Source organism: Chryseobacterium sp. CFS2, assembly GCF_036543225.1.
Lineage (GTDB): Bacteria > Bacteroidota > Bacteroidia > Flavobacteriales > Weeksellaceae > Chryseobacterium > Chryseobacterium culicis_A.
Genome location: NZ_JAZHQU010000003.1, coordinates 405028 through 421823, shown reverse-complemented (window position 1 = coordinate 421823; position 16796 = coordinate 405028). Strand labels below are relative to the sequence as shown.

Genomic DNA, 16796 nt, shown 5'->3' with positions numbered 1-16796 from the left:
ATTGGTTACTTTTGGTTTTTCTTTTCGTTTTTTCTTATTTCTTTTTTTATCCAATTATATACTAAATCATTCTTTACCAGGGTGGTGGCCATTGCCTGCAGACGTTCAAATGCAAAGTTTACCTCTTTGTGCAGGAATTCTTTAGGATCTCTGAAGTATTCAGACAGATGTTTTATTTCAAACTGATTGAAGATTGCTGATTTTGTTTTCACGCGTTCAGCCTGTAGGATAGAAAACATTTTCTTCTTGATCACGATTTTCTGAGCAATCGGATCCGAAATAAACTTTCTCAATCCTCCTTTTTTCAAAACCAGATCGTAGAACAAAAAAGCATGATCACAGGCTTTGTTTTCTTTTACTGATTGTGTTAAAACTTCCCAGTTTCTACGCTTTTCAGCCTTAGCTTCCTCCGGAGTTCTTTCGGTTTCCGGATTGATCAATCTTTTCAACTTTTGAATTCCAAGAGTATGCTGCTGGCTTTCACATTTGAAATCTTGATAGGCCATTAGAATTTTGCCAGCCTGTGCTGTCTTTAAATTTGGATAAAGCTCAATTGTATTTCCTAAAAAATCTTTCAACTCACCTCTAGATGCCATTCTATAGGCTTCGAGAATTTCTTCACCAGTAAGGTGGTAGGGAAAAGTTCTGAGATAAGCTCCAAATTCTGAAATAGCCACCTCGGTTGGGTTTAATCCGGTTTCATAAACAATTCCTTCAAGTTTTGGAAAGCTCATCTGAAACGCAGCTATAAGCTTTTTACTGATTTTCTCCCGCTCTGCCATTCCGAAAACTTTGTCTTTGACGGATGGATACAAAACCTCTTTCTTCACAATGTCAGGTAGCTTCGAGATAACGGATTTCTCCATTAAGCAGTTGGGTTGTCCCATCAATCTTATTTCCACCTGTTCGGTTGTAACCAGATCCGTTGTTTGCGTTGTTACTATTTGATTTTCCATAAATTGGTTTTAAAAATGGGATTACATTTCTGAGTTTGTTTTTCCACGCTTGAATAGGTTTTTTGTGGCCGTCTTTCCAACCCGCATCATGCCAACTGTTGTACTTAGCCCGTATAGCGAATTCATATAGCGAAAAATCGAGTTTTAACTCATTCTGGTATATTTCCTTAGCGAACTCTGTGAAAGTTTCTATATCTGGAGGTTCCGGTTTCCCTTTTTTTTCCGTGTGTTGCTTAAGGACTTCCTTGGCTTCTTTTACCAATTCTTGGATTGGGGTTGGTTCGGGGAAAAATTCTTCAGAAACCTCAATTTCTACCTCTTCCTGTTTTGATTCTTTTTCTAAAAGAATATTGTTATTAGGTAAATAAGTATTATTGTTAATAGGTATATCTATACTAGCAATGCTTTGGTATGTGCTTTCACATATGCTTTGGTCAGTGCTTTTGACTTGCTTTAGCATGTGCTTTTGACTTGCTTTGGTAAGTGCTTTGGCATTTGCTTCGGTAAAAAATACCAGAGCAATTATGTTTGCTGAGTACTGATTTTTTGATTTTTCAACCATTTTTAGAAAACCCCATTCTACCAATTCATTCAAAGTTGTAATGAATGTTTTGTAGGATTTTATACCAATTGCATCCATTACCATTGCTGTTGGGAATCCAAATTTTTCTTTCCAGCCAAGCCTATTGCAATGTTCAATAGCGAAGAAAAACATGGCAGAATGATTTGGCTTTACTAAATCTGGATTTTCAAATGCCCAGTTCCAAAACGTGCGGGATAATTCATATACGTTCATTTTATGTTATTAATAAATTCAAGAGTAATTTTTACCAGGCACGGTAAGCCTGTAAGGTATTCTGAGTATCCGGACTTTTACACATTCATTCAATTTTTGCCGGATCCAGTTGCAAGGTCTAGTCTTATTTCTGATATTGAAGCAGATTATCTTCAATTACATGTTTTTGAAGATTTTTGGAATCATTCTTTTCAGAGAATGTTTTATTTATAAAGTCCAATTCTTCTTGGAAAACAAATGGAGAACGCAATTTCAAAAAGCGATGCCATTTACCATCTACGAAAGCGTACCGATGAAAATCTAAATATATAAAATCGGTTTGTCTATTGTGGAACTGCTCCATTGCTTTGTAGGAATTGAATTCTTTGGACTTTAATTCGCCTCCACCTTCGTAGTACTCTAATTTGAAATTCGTGGCATTTTCAATGTTTATTCGTTTTTTGAACTTTTTCATATTAAAGTCTGTTAAGTGAATATTCCATTTCTTTGGCCCATTCGGGATTCATCTCAATTTTGTTATGGCCATCTCGCGAGACAGCTAGCCAAAATCTGATGTCAAGTAGGAGAGGAACGTTATTAATTCTCGCCCACTGATCTGCAAAGCCTACGCGACCCATTTTATGGTGGATATCTGTTGTCTCTTGACCGGTTACTGGGCATATTCTGTTTTCAGGTTTACCCAGAAATTCCAATCTATTCACGGTATATTTTGCATTCTCTACAGCTCGTTTCTTTGATACCTTTGGAAGTGGTTTTCTGATTTTGAGTTCTTTGGGCTTTTTCTCAGAATTGACTCGATTTCTATGAGCTTTGTAATGTGCCTGGCATCTTTTTGCTATAAGGGGACGGTAAGGAGCCTCCGGGGGACAATCAAGACATTTACCTGTTTTGATTTTTATGGTACTATTCATGTCGAAATTTTGAGGATAATATCTTATTGTGTTTTTTCAGATCTTCTCTAAGAACTTTTAGGATGAGCTTGTTTTCCTTTATTACTTCACAAGTCAAATTGAAACATCGCTTTTTGCCATTTTCTTTATGCTTGTTTGCCGCCTCTTGCAGCCAGTCAATATGGCTAATAACATCTTTTATGCGTCGCTGTATGTTCATGCTTACAGTATTTCTATGTGTTTACTAGGATTCGGAAGAGACAGGTAGTAATCCATGTCGTATATAAAATTCTTTCGTGTGCTTTCCATTTCGGATTTCGTAAGCTGTCTGTGAGTTACTTCTAAATACCAGAGCCAGAATCTGTGGTGGTCTTCTTTGTCGTAAACCTTCGGACTTTGATTTTTGTTGGGATGGTGGATAATTGCCATTTTGCATTTGATTAAGCATTCACAGGTTGTGGTTTGTAGAAAGCTTGGAATCTTACAAGATAAGCATATTCAGGAGATTTAATCAAACCATCGCCCATACCAGCTAAAGTTTCAGCGCCAGCATCATCTAATACAACTCGACTATCTATTTCCTTTGGAACTCTAAAGCATATCTGAACTGGGTAATTTACTTTTGCATCTCCGGTAATAACTTTTGTAGAGGCTCTCTGAGTTGCTGAAATAATTCTATATCCTACAGATCTTCCTTTTTGTAGAAGAATTCTTAAGTTTTCCTCAAGGCTTTTTAGTTCGCCTGTTTTTTGTCTTACAGTTTTGTTCTGAGCTGGAACTCCCATCATTTTTTCAGCCGTAGATTGCTTGTAAACTCCAACTACAACATTTTCATATACATCTAATTCTTTTCCTTTTCTTGATGCTGCAACAGCGTCTGCAAACTCATCAATAACAATAACTTTAAGCGTTTTTTTACCAGCTTTAACCAGTGCATTCATTTCGTCAACTAGTTGAGCCATCTTTTCTTCAATACAAAGAATTTCGTTATATACTTTGACCTTTTTACTGTCTGAAGAATAGTTTAAGAATTCATATTTGGGATCTAAAATGGTAATGCCTTGAACATCTTTAAGTAGCTTGACATATTCAATTGTAGAAATTAGGGATGCTGATTTTCCGGAACCGGTTGCACCACAGATTAAAACATGTGGGGTAGAGTGATTATCTAAGTCCCAGTAAATTGTCTTTTCGAAATTATCTTTGCCAAGTGGTATTTTATTACCGATTAGCTCCTTTTTGTTCCAAAGTAAATCCTTATCTCTTTTCTTTGCTGTTTCAACCTCCAAATAGGATTTCCCTTCGTGAACTTTCAAGTCTTTTGGAATTCTAACATTAGCAACGTTGAGGGCATTTGCAATATCTAGTTTGTGACCTTGAATCGAGCTAATTTTAGTTCCGGCGGAAACTTCTAAAAGGAATGTGTTTGATGAGTAGCCGTTGAAAGTATGGGCAACCTGGGTTACAATCCCAAATGTTCTTAAAATATGTTCTACTTTTTCTTGTGGTTCCATGTCTGTTGTATTTAAATCATATTGAATAAATGAGGCAGCATTATTTTTGAACTGCTTAATAACTTTTGGAGTGATTGATTTGGTGGAAGCATCTCTGATTTTTCGCATTCGTTTCCGGATAATTTCTTTTTTACTGTCGTCAACATTAAAATCATCAACTTCTGCTATAAGTGTTTTTGCCCAGAATTCGTATAGCTCAGCTCTGTCTACAAAATTGTCATTATCATTGATCAGATATATATAGTCCGGATCTGCAACAGCATCAATCATTCTTTTTAAGGGTTCATATAAGAGTGCTTCATATAGCTTGCGAGTGTCATTATCAAGTATAACCCTATACATGTTTATTTGTGCTCCTCCTTTGCTGTTTTTAGAGTACTTATTCTCCGAAAACCAAACTTCATCAACTACAACACCGGAAAATGCTTCATAGCCTTTTACATATGTGATGGCTTGTTTTCCTATTGATAGAGAAAGTTCCTCTTCTGTTGAAAACACATTTTTACTTTTGTGGTCTATAACCACCACCGTACCTTCATGGGTCTCAACAACAAGGTCGATCATCATGTTGCATGGAATAGGAATGTCTACACCGTTAATTGTGAGATAATCTGTAATAAAGATTTCTACATCTAAAACTTTGGCTATATGATCTTCATAAGAGCTTTTTTCTTGATAAAAATTTCCTAGAAGTGCAGTTACTGTTTTTGTAGCTTTTAATTTAGCTTCTTCAACTGTGGGAGTTGTTTTTTGAATCTTCCATTCATTGGCAGGAATTTCATCAATAAAATCGAAGGCAGTCTGTTCAAGTTCAGGCAACGATAAGATTAGATACTCTTGAAAAGCTTTGAAATAAACTTTAAGTGCCTCATGGTATGCTTTACCAGCAATTGTGGTTGCTGATGATTTTGATTGATATCCATAAATATAGATCATCTCAAAAGCTTTCTCATTTCTGGCAAACTGACCAACCTTTGAATAAGACCATGATGAAATAATATAATTACTCTTATGTTCTTCAAGTAATTCGGGGCTTAATGCTTTGTAGATACTCATGGTTTTATTACTTTAGGTTTAGTAATTCTTTTGGAAGTTTTATTTGCCTTGGCTGCTTCTGCTATTTGCGCCATTGATTCAAAAGATTGATCAAATTCTATCTCTAAATCTTCAGTTTTCCCAAGTCTGTTGCATTCTGAATAAAGTCCTTCACCCTTCAGGAATCGACCCGATTCATCTACAGGATATGGTCTGGATTCGTACATTTTACATGGAAGTTTTACCTCGCCAACCTTGTAAGCTGTTCTGTTGATTCCCCATTTAACAGCTGCTCGTTTGAATGCATCTGAAGTTTCACCTTTACCAGCTTCTGTTGATGTTTCTGCACCGGAATCACCTTTCCAAATCCATTCATTATTAATCTTGATACCGATCCTGCAGAACTGTTTATTTTTACATTCAAAATATTCGTCTTGCCAGTTTTCAGCTCCGACAACTTCATCAAGAAGATCTTGAACTTGACGGCTGTCGATATAACCTACCAGCATTACGTGGGTTGGATTGATCTTATTTGGATAAGCACTTCTTACTCGCCATTTAAGGGATAAAGGTTTTTGTAATAGTTTTAATTGTGAATTGTCCATATGTTGTATGTTTATTTATTCGCTAACCATTTTGTATAATCTTTCACCCTCTGCTTTTTCGTTTTTTTATTATCCTCAACGCCTGCAAGCACTTGGTTACATAATTTTACTTTAACAGCATCAGGTAAAAGATTAAGAAAAGTTTTAGCGGCTATGTAGTTTGGATCTGCCATTGTTCGTGATTTTTATACCGTTCTATTTTCGCCAGTTTGCAAACAACTGATGTTCTAAAGTCATGAGCTGAAAACCACTGTATGTATTTGTGATGTGATATAAACCGATTCTTAAATCTGTTTTTTAGTCTCATTGTGGTCGTGTTATAAATTCAATGAAATGTTTGTAGTACAGTCTAAAAAACCCGAAGAAAACAAGGCCTGAAAGACCATAAATTGAATTCGAGTAATCTAATGCAGCTCTACCTGCATTTACTTCGCAATCATTCATCATAACAAGTATTGATGAGGCTATCAAAAGATTTAAGATTGTTTTCATTGTGTTTTATTCGGATTTAAATGAATCACAATTTCTGGCTTGTGTTTGTCGCCAATAGCTGAAGAACATATATTTTTTTAGTTCACAGTTATATGAAACACCGTATTTCTTGTCGATACTGTGTGTTTTTGATTGAATACAATTTGCACATGACTTATCTGTGTCAGGCACTATTGTAGATTTGTCGAATTTTGGTTTTATGTACTTATTGCGATTTTTAAAGTTGTATTTGTTCATGGTCTCAGTTTTAGTGTTCTTTTGTCATTTTAATTCTCATATCTGCAAACTCATACTCACTATCATCTTCAGAAGTAGAGTAGTTGTACATCAAATAGCATTCAACTGCTCTCTCAAGTTCTGGGCTTATTTCAGCTATTTTTTCACCTTCTTCAGCCAAACAGAACTTTGAGTCTGTGAAATCAATACAAATAGTTGGTGTTATCTGCAAATAGCCAGTGTAAACCCCGTAAACTGGATTGAAATCAACCTCACCCGTAATGAAGTTCTCGTTTTCAAGCCTTTGAAAAGCAATATTTTCTAAATGAGGTATTGAGATAATTGTTTGCATGATTTTGAGAGTTTTTTTGAGTTAAATACAGTCGATGACTTTTTTTACTTCTTTTTTGCAGCTTCTGGCCTGCCTAATTTTAGCGTCAGCATTTTCACTTGCTTTAAGTAGTAAAAGTTTTAACGCTGGCAGGCTGTTATAGGTAACTGGATTTACTCGGTATACTAAATCTCGTAAAGTAGAAGTACCAACACCAGAAACATTGTTTATTACATCAGCCCGATCATCTTTTGTCGTAAATTCTTTGAGAAATTCACTTAAGACCGGTGAAATAGTTTCTTTAACTCTTATCATTGTTTTATTTATTTGTATTTTCGTACTCAATTACAGTTCTTTAATGTTGTAATTGTTTTACAAAGATAAAGAAACTTTATTTTGAAACAATAAAAAGATAAAGAAACTTTATCTTTAAAATATAAATCATTGATAATCAATATGAAAATTTACTATTACAATGGATAAGAATTCGATCAAACGATTTATTTCTCATTTGAAAGTTTTGCAGAAGGTAGAGAATCAAAAGGATTTTGCGTTAAAAATAGGCTATAAGAGTGAGTCTGCTTTCTCGCAGGCTATTAGTAAAATTCCTATACCTGAAGAAACTTTAGTAAAAATAAAGAATCTTTATCCTGAGTGGGAGTCCTGGGAAAAGAGTGTAATATCTTCAGGTGATGTTAAAAAGTACGTTTTTGAAAAGCTTCCAATTGAAGAAAAATTGAATTATCTCCATAAACAGAATATTGAGCTGCGCGAAGAAAATGAGAACTTAAAGGATCTTGTAGAAGAATTATCTTTAACTATGGAGATATCTTTAGCGCCAATATTAAGGCATTTTAAATTAAAAGCTGATAATAAAGAAAAAAGAGAAGATAAAAGCTCAATTAATTAAAACCTAATTGAGCTATTTTTATTCCCAGTCTAAACTTATCCAGACTGTAGTTAAAAGAAATCGATTCCGCAAGTATTATTTTTTGCTCGTCGTTTATATTGGAAAATCTTACTCGCCTTAGTAAAAGGTAATTATTATCAATGTATTCATCATAATCAATTAGGCCACGATCGTAATATTCCTCATTTCTATAATGAAGCTGCCTAATAAGTCTGCGTTGTTCTCTATTTATTTTTTGCATCTTTATTCAGTTGGCGATTACGTTCTTGTTCTATTGTGTTATATTGAATTTCAAGTTCAAGCTTTAAATTATTTATATGCTCTACGAGTCTGTACACGATGTATGCACCTGGAATCATCATCAATATCATTCCGATTCTATGCGGCCATTCTGGCTCTAATTTTATACCCCACACAAATTGAAATAGATACAGTGATGAACAATATATAGATGCAAATAGTGGAAAGAAAAAAGTCAATTTATAAGCATTCATAAATTGTCCTAGTATAACTGAAACTGTTGTATAATAAAGTGAGAGTAACCAATAATCGTTTCTTAAATATCCACCAATAGTATTTTGGTAATCTGCAAAAGGTGGATTAAACCAAACTATAATATTGTCTAAGAACGGCAAAAAGCCCGATAAGATAACTAATATCGAGCCTATAATTTTCCAAAGGATAATTTTATTCTTACCTTTTGGGTGGTGTGATAGTTGTTGGATCTCCTCCATCTAACGGGTCTGAATTTGTAATTGGGTCTTCAGATAAAATACTATTTCCGCTACGTATTATAATAGTATCATTAGCCGTCTGTGTTTCACCATTACGGCTCTGAAATTCCGATTTGTTTAACTTAATTTTTTGGTTACTGTTTTTGACTTCTTCGATGGCTTTTTGTCTAGCTTCATCGTCTCGGTCGTTAGAACATGAATGGAGTAGTACTGTTGCTGCGACTCCTAGAATAATTAGTTTTAGTGTTTTCATTGTTAAAAATTTAAAGTGAATTCAAAAATACTAATTATAATACCGAGGGCATTGCAAAACTTCCTATCATATCCTAATTGCTAATTTAGTAATATATTTCAATTTTAAATGAATTATTTAGTTTACATAGCAAAACATTTTAATTGTGCAATCAGTATTAATACGGGTTTCCGTAAAAATGCGTATTTAGAATATTTCTATATTTGTCGAAAATTAATGCATGAAAAAGATTTTTACAATTTTGATTTTCGCTATGATTGCGAATCTCTCTGGGCAGGAATTGAAATATGAAGAAGTGGTTAGTGTAGATCCTGCAATATCAAAAGTTGAATTGTATAATCGAGCTAGGACTTGGGTTGCAAACAATTTTAAAAGCGAAAAAGACGCTGTTGTAATTGATGATAAAGATACAGGAGAAGTAACGGGGAATGGAACAATAAGATATGATCCCGAAGTATTTTATTTGGGGTATAGCTGTGCAAAGGGCTATATTAATTATAAAATAAACCTGTATGTTAAAGATGGCAGGTATAAATATTCTATAAATTCATTCAATCACGAAGGAACACCATGTGGAATTGACGGTAAAGGTGTAATAACATCATACGGCTTGATTACTATGGATAAAAAGTCTGAAAATGGACCAAAAGCTGGGTGGAACGAAATTAAAGACCTTATCAACGTAACTGTTCCTAAAGTTATAAATTCTTTAAAAGAGGCAATGAACAAGAAACACGAATCCAGTAAAGACTGGTAGAAAAGATAAGTAAAAACAAACCATGGAGTATGGCGGTCTCTTTTTGTAGGCTTTTGTTATCTTTGAGAAAACTAAAAATTAATAATTATGTTTATAGAAATTAGAACTTCAGCAGAGCACGAATTTGTGTATATCAATGTGAATCAAATAACAGCAATTATCCCTCACGGGGCAGACATGTGTGCAGTATTAACATCTGATCAGCAAAAATATGTATCTTATGACGACATATCCACCGTATTAAACAAGTTAACCATAATACTGAATAACGAGTAAAAAATTTCTTATAAAAGTCTTTTTCTAAAACCTTTGAAGAAAAGATTTAGTATAAATAAAAAGCTACGTTTATAACTGAACGACTCTCTATCGGAGGCGCTTTTCATATTTGCAGTAAAAATACAATTAAATGGAAAAACCTATACAATTTGAAACCGTCGATGAAGCCAGAGATTATTTCATGAAATTATCAAATGAGACATTTAATCACGTTTTGCAAAGAAAGGGCTTGGATTTAATGTTGCTAGAATCGTCAAATTTAGAACAACTAAAAGAGAAGAAATTTCTCATAAGTCGGCTAATAATGAGTAAAGATTTTCTTTCGGACAATGAATTGTACTATAAGAATGAAGTTAATTTTAAACTCATACAAGAGCGTCCTAAATTTGCTGGTTTTAAATTTCATATGGAATCTAAGTTGCTTGAAATGTTAGATTTTGTAAGTAATAAAATTCGTCAAATTGAACAGGGACAAAAAGTAAAGTCAATTGAGGATCTAGTTAATACAATGCCTGATAGTGATGTAAAAGGAGATATTTTAAATGAAATAAAAGATCTCAAACAAAAAAATGAAGAATTAGAAGAGCTAAAAAGATTGCAGTTAGAAATTACTAGTGGAAATACAAAATTTACAAGTGACATAGAATTTGAAAAACATAAAGCAGATCTTTTTGATAAGAAAACCGATACTTGGCTTAAAATACTCGGTAAAGAATCTATAGCGTCTATTTTGGGAGGATTTCTTTTGTTCATTCTAACAGTATGCATCATCTGGATGATGGCTATTGGTAGAGAACCAATTAAGATAGTAGAAACCGCTTTCTTACTTATTCTTGGATATTTCTTTGGACAATCAAACTCCAAAAATAAAGCTACCCCTTAATCTGGTTAACTTTTTATATTGAAACAAGCAATGCTCGCAATAGGAGGAGTAATGGATTTCTTGCAGTAGTTGAGAAATAAAATTGTTTAAATAACTAATAAATAATCAAGAAATATAACAGTCTCTCTAAAGGAGGCTTTAGTTTATTTGAGAAAAACTAAAAATTATGGAATTTGGAGACAAACTTTTTGAAAAAATACAAAGCCAGCTTTTTAAGATATTAGATTTGGCAGAAAAAATGCATGTAATAGAAGAGGCTTTAAATTGTTACTTTGACAAAATTTTTATGAGCCCCGATAAAACTATTATTTCCAATTATCCTATAGGATATACTGAAAATTATGGGGTATGGAGGTCTCGAAATGAACGCAATATCAATTCTTATTTAAATTTTATCAACGAAGATTGTCGGGTGGGCATTCCCATAGATGGAATAGCTAATCTTACAACAATTATGGAGGTGATGTTTTCTGATGTAATATTAGAGATTGTAAAAGAGTATCCCAAAAAAATTGGAGATAAAGTGAAAATTGAAACTCCCAAAATTTTTCAAGTCGAAACGCTTGAAGAATTACATCATTATGCTGCCAAAAAATTAATTAATGATATTTCATATAAAAGTCCTAGAGACTTTATAGAACAGTTTAAAAATATTTCAGGAGTAGATCTTAAAGAATGTAAGCAGTATCAAAATTATATTGAATTAAAATCAACTAGAGATATCTATGTACATGGTGTAGGGATTGCGAATGAAATTTATACAGGGAAAGTAGGTGAAGAATTACAGAGAGCTAAAGAAGGAGAGTCTTTACCTTGTGATTTTAAGTACTTATATAAATCTTTTGAAGTCTGTATAAATATATTGGAATTTTTGGAAAATGAGTGTCATAAGAAATGGAAAAGTGAAAAGTATCTTAGAATGGTGGATGGATTAGATTCTAAAATTTCCTAAAGTAAAATCACTTTTATTAAATACTACATTAATATTTACTAAGAAGAAAGCAACATAAACACAAAACCTAGATCTAGAAGCTTTCGATTTTGGCATTTGAAAGTGAAATAAAAACAACCATTTATAATTAATTTGTTAAGTATTGTTTTTTAACAAAAAAGGATTTGCAAATGAAAATACAGAAGCCAGTCTTACCAAAATATGGAAATAATCATTATTTTTGCAGCACTGAATAGTAAAAAATAGTAAAAAAACAGTAAAAAACAGCTTAAAAACAGGCTATTTAGAAAACTTAACTATTTGATTATCAGTGGATATGAAAATATGTGTAATTTATCAAACTTTAATATAATAATGGAAGAATTAGATCTTATATTAGAATCTGTAAAACAAGACATGGATGCAGCGGTAAAGCACCTGGATCACGCATTTCAAAGAATTAGAGCAGGACGTGCTTCTACATCAATGGTTCAGGATGTAATGGTAGAATACTATGGAGCAATGACTCCTATCAACCAGGTTGCGAATGTTTCTGTTCCGGATGCAATGACAATCTCTATTCAACCTTGGGACAGAACTGCAATCAATGCGATTGAAAAGGCGATCATCAACTCAAACTTAGGTTTTGCACCTTCTAACAATGGAGAAAACATTATCCTTAATGTTCCGCCTTTAACTGAGGAAAGAAGAAAGGAACTTGCAAAGCAGGCTAAAGTAGAATCTGAGAACACTAAAGTAACGGTAAGAAATGCAAGGCAGGATGGTTTGAAAGAACTTAAAAAGCTGGATGGAGTTTCTGAAGATGTATTGAAAGGAGTAGAAGAAGAAATTCAGACTTACACTGATAAATACGTTAAGCTTTGCGAAGAGCATCTTAAGACAAAAGAAGCTGAAATTATGAAAGTATAATTTCCAGCTGTTGAAAATACTAAAGAGGTTTCCAATGGGAGACCTCTTTTTTTGTTTTTTTTGCTATTTTATTTAACTTTTTATAATGCAATGCATTCTTATTCCATACTATATTGTGAAGTATTTACGTTCATTCATTATATTTAATAAAATTATTCCTGAGGTCTAATTAAAAAACAGGAGACGAATACTAAAATGATGACAAAAATTATCGGGGTAGGAAATTATATCCCATCGGAAACAATAACTAATTTATTTTTTGATAACCATGTTTTTCTTAATGAAGAAGGGATATTGTTAAAAGAGGATAATGCCTCCATTACGGATAAGCTAAAAAAGATTACAGGCATTGAAGAAAGAAGATATGCGCACAGTACACAGGTCACCTCAGATCTGGGATTGATTGCAGCGCGTTCAGCAATAGAAAATGCAGGAATAGATCCTGAAACATTAGATTATATTATATTTGCCCATAACTTCGGGGATGTTCGTTTCGGAACAGTTCAGTCGGATATGGTGCCCAGCCTTGCCGCCAGGGTAAAACATTTATTAGGAATCAGAAATAATTTCTGTGTTGCCTATGATGTTGTTTTTGGATGTCCGGGATGGATTGAAGGGGTAATACAGGCTCATGCATTTATTAAGTCCGGTATAGCGAAACGATGTTTGGTGATTGGAGCAGAAACCCTTTCCCGGGTGGCGGATATTCATGACAGAGATAGTATGATCTATGCTGACGGCGCAGGCGCAGCGGTTCTGGAAGTGAATCAGAATGATGATTCCGGGATTAAAGCCCATTTATCAGCTTCTTATACATTGGAAGAAAAAGATTATCTGTATTTTGGAAAATCTTATAACAATGAGAGATGTCCGGATACCCGATACATTAAAATGGACGGCCGAAAAATATATGAATTTGCCCTTGTCAATGTTCCCGATGCCATGAAAAAATGTCTTGACAACAGTGGATATTCTATTGATCAGTTAAATAAAATTATTATTCATCAGGCGAACGAAAAAATGGATGAAGCCATCGTGAGCAGGTTCTATCAATTATATGGAAAACCGGTTCCGGAAAACATTATGCCTATGGTCATTCATAAACTGGGAAACAGCAGCGTGGCTACTATTCCTTCTTTGCTGACAATGATTCTGAAGGATGAGCTGGAACATCATCAAATCAGCAAAAATGATGTGGTTTTATTTGCTTCCGTAGGAGCAGGAATGAATATTAATGCTTTTGTTTATCAGTTTTAAAATATAAAAAAGAGATTGGCTCAAAGGTCAATCTCTTTTGTTTTTATAAACATTGTATGGAGCTTTTCTGGTCTTTATGTTTTAATAGAGATAGGTAGCTCTTAAGGATTTCATCCACACTACACTGAATTTCTTTTCCCGGAATAGTATCAGGAGCTGTTTTTTCTTTCTGATCGGATTTTATGCTGTATTTCTTTTCAAGACATTTCAGCGGCTGATTATTCTGAAGGTAGATACGGGTTTCTGTAATGTCATCTTTGGTCACTGGTTTTTCAGGAGTGCCACCATCAAAACTCCACACGGTCTCTTGTCTGAAAATAAAAAATGGCTTTCCATCTTTAATAAAATACTTTTCAGATCCGGAAAAATGACTGTGTTCTGCATAAAAATGTTCTATCACTTTAATTCCATCCTTGTCAGAATAGAAAGTAACTTCCCCTGAAGGTTCGTCATTACAATCATAATTGAATTTTGAAGAACTCAGCTTTTTAGTTTCCAACTGAGCCTGAAGGGCAGCATATTCTTTTTTGATCTCAGCAATAGGGTCTTCTTCAGTGCTGCTCTGCATTGAATCCTTTTTGATCACAAGACTATCCCTGGAAACGGATTCTTTATAAGAAGTTTTCTCTTTTTCATTTTTACAGGAAACAATAAGAAGCAGACCTGCTGTCAGAAATAAGGTTTTCATATGATAGATACTTTGGTGGCTGATAAAAATACAAAAAAATTAAAAGCATGAATTATCAATATAAAATCGTATAAAAAAGCTCCGGAATTTCTCCGGAGCTTTCTTTTATTTCAATAGCAGATTTATTGATATCTCTGATGTTCTTTACTTTTTGTAAACCTTTTCGTAATCGGTTTGAATAATGCTTTGTATTTCTCTGCATCAAATAACTGTGAATCTGTAAGGGCTTTATACGTCATCCAGACTCCAAAAGGCAGAAGGATCAGGTTGGGAAGCCACGCCGCAAGATAAGGGTTCATTTTCCCGCTCCAGGACATATTTTCCACCCCAACATTCATGACATAAAAGACAATGAAAATAACAATGGCGATGATGACCGGAAGTCCCATTCCTCCTTTTCTGATAATGGAACCTAAACTTGCCCCAATCAGGAAAAAGATAATACAGGTTACGGAATAGGCCACAATTCTCTGCTGGTAAATCACCACTTTACTGAAGTACTTTACATTGGAACTGTATTCATTCTTTTTAGACTCCAGTGTTGATTTCAGATTATCAAGCCTGCTGTAGGAATTGTAAATAATTTCCAGCTTTTTTTCTCCTTTCACGGTATCCAGTTTGATCTGGGTTTTGGGCGCTACTTTATGCTTGTTGCCCTTATCCATATAGGTAATGACAGAATTGGTCTGGTTAAGAACTTCCGCCCCGATATTATCAAAGAACTGTTTGTTATCTTTCTTGTTTTTGGCAATCGTTCCGTCAAGCTGGTTATAGGTCTGGAAACGATAGTCATCCGTAATCTGTTCTTTTTCGATGGCTTTATTGATGATTTCACTGATGTCAAAGTGAGAAACCAATGTATCAAATTTAATAGCCTGATCAGGCTGTTTTAGTCTTACATTATCACCTTTTCCGGCAAAAGCATCTTCAAAAACATATCCGTTATAAAGGACAAGCTTTAGGAAGTTCTTGTTGGCAGCCGGAACAAATTTTCCTTTTTCTGCTACCACAGATTGCTGATTTTCGTAAGCGTTTGCTTTCTTATGCACAAAAACACCTTCAATATTCTCTCCGTTTTCTCCGTATATTTTGTCAAACTTCACCATATACCCGGGAATCTGATCAATAAACTGTCCGGGAGTAAAGTTGATGGCCGGTTTTGTCTGGGCAATATTGAAAAGCATGTTTTTTGCCTTTTTCTGAAAATCCGGGATAATATTATTGGAGAAGAAAAACAACATGATGGCAAGTGCCGTTGAAATTCCAAGAAGGGGAATCATTACTCGGGTCAGAGGAATTCCCGCGGCTTTCATTGCTGCAAGCTCATAACGTTCTCCAAATTCACCGAATGACATAATGCTCGCCAGAAGGATCGTAAGGGGAAGAACCATACTGATTACGTTTACCCCCAGATAAAAGAGTAGTTTAAGGATTTGCCAGTAGCTTAATCCTTTTCCCATAAATTGTCCTAACTGAACCCAGATAATGTTTACAATAAAAATGAAAAACAATACGCTGAATATAAAGAAAAACGGTCCAAAGAAGGTTTTTATGATATATCGGTCTAGTATTTTTAACATGCGCCAAAATTAATCAAAAAGCCACAAAGTTTACTTGTGGCTTTTTATATTTTGTTATTTTTTTAACTTAAAAAGGAAATTTGCGTGGTTGCGAATTCACTTTCAGCTTTTTAAAGTTCTGTAATGATGTAGTTTTTGAACTTATTTTTGTCGAAAATAAACATATTAGGATCCAACTCCTGGTTTTCTTTGTATTCTTTAATAGCGATTACCGCAACATCTTTGTTGTTGCCATGCTGTTCAAGTTTTACCATTTGTTTTTTCGCAGAGTCTACAAAAAGGTATACATACTTTATTCCGTTTGCTTTTACCGGAGTCAGTTTAATAAAATCGGAATTAACTCCATTGACCATTTTCTTACCGTTGTAGGTTACATTATAATCGTTTCTATAGGTCGTCAGGTAGTTGATAGGGGAGAACATGGTGCTGTTTCCGTTAGGTTTTGCAATGGTTACTTCCATATCATCCGCATTGATATTATAAATTTTGTTTCCGTCGAAGATCTGTTCTGTATCCATGATCTTCAGTTTGTATTTTTCTCCGGCAACATAATAAATACCAGGTTCTGTTTTTGCCACCTGCCCGTTAAGACCGCTTCCAAAAGAAAATTTGAAGTAAGAATTCTTTTTAGAATTGTAGTTGGCTGTAATATCATCCAATATCTTTTTAGCTTTAGCATCAATCTTCTGAGCGTTCGCCATACCTACTGCACTTACAACAAAACTTCCTAATATAACTTTTGAAATAATATTTTTCATTTTT

The 16796-nt window shown here is 34.1% G+C and carries 20 protein-coding genes; 6 read left to right on the top strand and 14 right to left on the bottom strand.

The genetic code is table 11. The annotated features are described in order from the left end of the window. Positions 1–5 precede the first annotated feature (5 nt). The 9 genes from ODR02_RS08770 to ODR02_RS08730 all read right to left on the bottom strand — a co-directional run bounded on the left by ODR02_RS08770 (position 6) and on the right by ODR02_RS08730 (position 7150). The gene (locus ODR02_RS08770; protein ID WP_309512164.1) at positions 6–956 is read right to left on the bottom strand and encodes a hypothetical protein; all 951 of its coding nucleotides are present in this window, start codon (positions 954–956) and stop codon (positions 6–8) included. A gap of 920 nt (positions 957–1876) precedes the next feature. Continuing rightward, complete coding sequence (locus ODR02_RS08765) at positions 1877–2206, bottom strand: hypothetical protein (protein WP_309512163.1); 330 nt, start codon at positions 2204–2206, stop codon at positions 1877–1879. A 1-nt stretch (position 2207) separates the two neighbouring features. After that, entirely contained in the window at positions 2208–2663 is a 456-nt protein-coding gene (locus ODR02_RS08760) for a hypothetical protein (RefSeq protein WP_309512162.1), read from the bottom strand. Positions 2664–2864: 201 nt separating this feature from the next. Beyond that, entirely contained in the window at positions 2865–3071 is a 207-nt protein-coding gene (locus tag ODR02_RS08755; protein ID WP_309512161.1) for a hypothetical protein, read from the bottom strand. Between the two features lie 11 nt (positions 3072–3082). Next, entirely contained in the window at positions 3083–5212 is a 2130-nt protein-coding gene (locus tag ODR02_RS08750) for a DNA translocase FtsK (protein WP_309512160.1), read from the bottom strand. Beyond that, positions 5209–5796 carry a Rad52/Rad22 family DNA repair protein gene (locus ODR02_RS08745; protein WP_309512159.1) on the bottom strand — a complete coding sequence of 196 codons (588 nt, stop codon included), beginning with the start codon at positions 5794–5796 and terminating at the stop codon, positions 5209–5211. Before ODR02_RS08745 ends, ODR02_RS08750 begins: the two co-directional genes overlap by 4 nt. A gap of 11 nt (positions 5797–5807) precedes the next feature. Continuing rightward, positions 5808–5969, bottom strand: a complete 162-nt coding sequence (locus ODR02_RS08740) for a hypothetical protein (protein WP_309512158.1) — start codon at positions 5967–5969, stop codon at positions 5808–5810. A 566-nt stretch (positions 5970–6535) separates the two neighbouring features. Beyond that, positions 6536–6856: a hypothetical protein gene (locus ODR02_RS08735; protein WP_309512157.1), complete on the bottom strand. Its 321-nt coding sequence runs from the start codon at positions 6854–6856 to the stop codon at positions 6536–6538. 21 nt (positions 6857–6877) lie between these two features. Further along, positions 6878–7150 carry a hypothetical protein gene (locus ODR02_RS08730; RefSeq protein WP_309512156.1) on the bottom strand — a complete coding sequence of 91 codons (273 nt, stop codon included), beginning with the start codon at positions 7148–7150 and terminating at the stop codon, positions 6878–6880. Between the two features lie 160 nt (positions 7151–7310). Between ODR02_RS08730 and ODR02_RS08725 the strand changes: the two genes are divergently transcribed. Next, complete coding sequence (locus ODR02_RS08725) at positions 7311–7745, top strand: hypothetical protein (protein ID WP_309512155.1); 435 nt, start codon at positions 7311–7313, stop codon at positions 7743–7745. A 224-nt stretch (positions 7746–7969) separates the two neighbouring features. Here the strand turns inward: ODR02_RS08725 and ODR02_RS08720 are convergent, their stop codons facing one another. Together ODR02_RS08720 and ODR02_RS08715 are read right to left on the bottom strand one after the other, a co-directional pair. Beyond that, entirely contained in the window at positions 7970–8479 is a 510-nt protein-coding gene (locus ODR02_RS08720; RefSeq protein ID WP_309512154.1) for a hypothetical protein, read from the bottom strand. Then, on the bottom strand, positions 8439–8732 hold the full coding sequence (locus ODR02_RS08715) for a hypothetical protein (RefSeq protein ID WP_309512153.1): 294 nt from the start codon (positions 8730–8732) through the stop codon (positions 8439–8441). The genes ODR02_RS08720 and ODR02_RS08715 overlap by 41 nt, the downstream gene beginning before the upstream one ends. A 220-nt stretch (positions 8733–8952) precedes the next feature. On the opposite strand from ODR02_RS08715, the gene ODR02_RS08710 reads away from it, so the two are divergent. The 5 genes from ODR02_RS08710 (at position 8953) to ODR02_RS08690 (ending at position 13766) form a co-directional block, all read left to right on the top strand. Beyond that, entirely contained in the window at positions 8953–9489 is a 537-nt protein-coding gene (locus ODR02_RS08710) for a DUF4468 domain-containing protein (RefSeq protein ID WP_309512152.1), read from the top strand. Positions 9490–9895: 406 nt separating this feature from the next. Continuing rightward, complete coding sequence (locus ODR02_RS08705; protein ID WP_309512151.1) at positions 9896–10648, top strand: hypothetical protein; 753 nt, start codon at positions 9896–9898, stop codon at positions 10646–10648. A 166-nt stretch (positions 10649–10814) separates the two neighbouring features. Beyond that, positions 10815–11600 carry a hypothetical protein gene (locus ODR02_RS08700; RefSeq protein WP_309512150.1) on the top strand — a complete coding sequence of 262 codons (786 nt, stop codon included), beginning with the start codon at positions 10815–10817 and terminating at the stop codon, positions 11598–11600. A gap of 354 nt (positions 11601–11954) precedes the next feature. Then, positions 11955–12509, top strand: a complete 555-nt coding sequence (gene frr / locus ODR02_RS08695) for a ribosome recycling factor (protein WP_209784638.1) — start codon at positions 11955–11957, stop codon at positions 12507–12509. 195 nt (positions 12510–12704) lie between these two features. Then, positions 12705–13766 (top strand): 3-oxoacyl-ACP synthase III family protein, encoded by a 1062-nt coding sequence (locus tag ODR02_RS08690; RefSeq protein WP_209784637.1) that lies wholly within the window; start codon positions 12705–12707, stop codon positions 13764–13766. 43 nt (positions 13767–13809) lie between these two features. Here the strand turns inward: ODR02_RS08690 and ODR02_RS08685 are convergent, their stop codons facing one another. The 3 genes from ODR02_RS08685 to ODR02_RS08675 all read right to left on the bottom strand — a co-directional run bounded on the left by ODR02_RS08685 (position 13810) and on the right by ODR02_RS08675 (position 16792). After that, complete coding sequence (locus ODR02_RS08685) at positions 13810–14454, bottom strand: hypothetical protein (RefSeq protein ID WP_309512149.1); 645 nt, start codon at positions 14452–14454, stop codon at positions 13810–13812. 122 nt (positions 14455–14576) lie between these two features. Beyond that, positions 14577–16034 carry an LptF/LptG family permease gene (locus tag ODR02_RS08680; RefSeq protein ID WP_105682515.1) on the bottom strand — a complete coding sequence of 486 codons (1458 nt, stop codon included), beginning with the start codon at positions 16032–16034 and terminating at the stop codon, positions 14577–14579. Positions 16035–16144: 110 nt separating this feature from the next. After that, entirely contained in the window at positions 16145–16792 is a 648-nt protein-coding gene (locus ODR02_RS08675; protein WP_309512148.1) for a LolA family protein, read from the bottom strand. Positions 16793–16796: the final 4 nt, after the last annotated feature.

Excerpts from the sequence above, each read along its gene's own strand:
- ODR02_RS08770 (WP_309512164.1), bottom strand. The coding sequence starts at position 956 with ATGGAAAATCAAATAGTAACAACGCAAACAACGGATCTGGTTACAACC.
- ODR02_RS08765 (WP_309512163.1), bottom strand. The coding sequence starts at position 2,206 with ATGAAAAAGTTCAAAAAACGAATAAACATTGAAAATGCCACGAATTTC.
- ODR02_RS08760 (WP_309512162.1), bottom strand. The coding sequence starts at position 2,663 with ATGAATAGTACCATAAAAATCAAAACAGGTAAATGTCTTGATTGTCCC.
- ODR02_RS08755 (WP_309512161.1), bottom strand. The coding sequence starts at position 3,071 with ATGGCAATTATCCACCATCCCAACAAAAATCAAAGTCCGAAGGTTTAC.
- ODR02_RS08750 (WP_309512160.1), bottom strand. The coding sequence starts at position 5,212 with ATGAGTATCTACAAAGCATTAAGCCCCGAATTACTTGAAGAACATAAG.
- ODR02_RS08745 (WP_309512159.1), bottom strand. The coding sequence starts at position 5,796 with ATGGACAATTCACAATTAAAACTATTACAAAAACCTTTATCCCTTAAA.
- ODR02_RS08740 (WP_309512158.1), bottom strand. The coding sequence starts at position 5,969 with ATGGCAGATCCAAACTACATAGCCGCTAAAACTTTTCTTAATCTTTTA.
- ODR02_RS08735 (WP_309512157.1), bottom strand. The coding sequence starts at position 6,856 with ATGCAAACAATTATCTCAATACCTCATTTAGAAAATATTGCTTTTCAA.
- ODR02_RS08730 (WP_309512156.1), bottom strand. The coding sequence starts at position 7,150 with ATGATAAGAGTTAAAGAAACTATTTCACCGGTCTTAAGTGAATTTCTC.
- ODR02_RS08725 (WP_309512155.1), top strand. The coding sequence starts at position 7,311 with ATGGATAAGAATTCGATCAAACGATTTATTTCTCATTTGAAAGTTTTG.
- ODR02_RS08720 (WP_309512154.1), bottom strand. The coding sequence starts at position 8,479 with ATGGAGGAGATCCAACAACTATCACACCACCCAAAAGGTAAGAATAAA.
- ODR02_RS08715 (WP_309512153.1), bottom strand. The coding sequence starts at position 8,732 with ATGAAAACACTAAAACTAATTATTCTAGGAGTCGCAGCAACAGTACTA.
- ODR02_RS08710 (WP_309512152.1), top strand. The coding sequence starts at position 8,953 with ATGAAAAAGATTTTTACAATTTTGATTTTCGCTATGATTGCGAATCTC.
- ODR02_RS08705 (WP_309512151.1), top strand. The coding sequence starts at position 9,896 with ATGGAAAAACCTATACAATTTGAAACCGTCGATGAAGCCAGAGATTAT.
- ODR02_RS08700 (WP_309512150.1), top strand. The coding sequence starts at position 10,815 with ATGGAATTTGGAGACAAACTTTTTGAAAAAATACAAAGCCAGCTTTTT.
- frr (WP_209784638.1), top strand. The coding sequence starts at position 11,955 with ATGGAAGAATTAGATCTTATATTAGAATCTGTAAAACAAGACATGGAT.
- ODR02_RS08690 (WP_209784637.1), top strand. The coding sequence starts at position 12,705 with ATGATGACAAAAATTATCGGGGTAGGAAATTATATCCCATCGGAAACA.
- ODR02_RS08685 (WP_309512149.1), bottom strand. The coding sequence starts at position 14,454 with ATGAAAACCTTATTTCTGACAGCAGGTCTGCTTCTTATTGTTTCCTGT.
- ODR02_RS08680 (WP_105682515.1), bottom strand. The coding sequence starts at position 16,034 with ATGTTAAAAATACTAGACCGATATATCATAAAAACCTTCTTTGGACCG.
- ODR02_RS08675 (WP_309512148.1), bottom strand. The coding sequence starts at position 16,792 with ATGAAAAATATTATTTCAAAAGTTATATTAGGAAGTTTTGTTGTAAGT.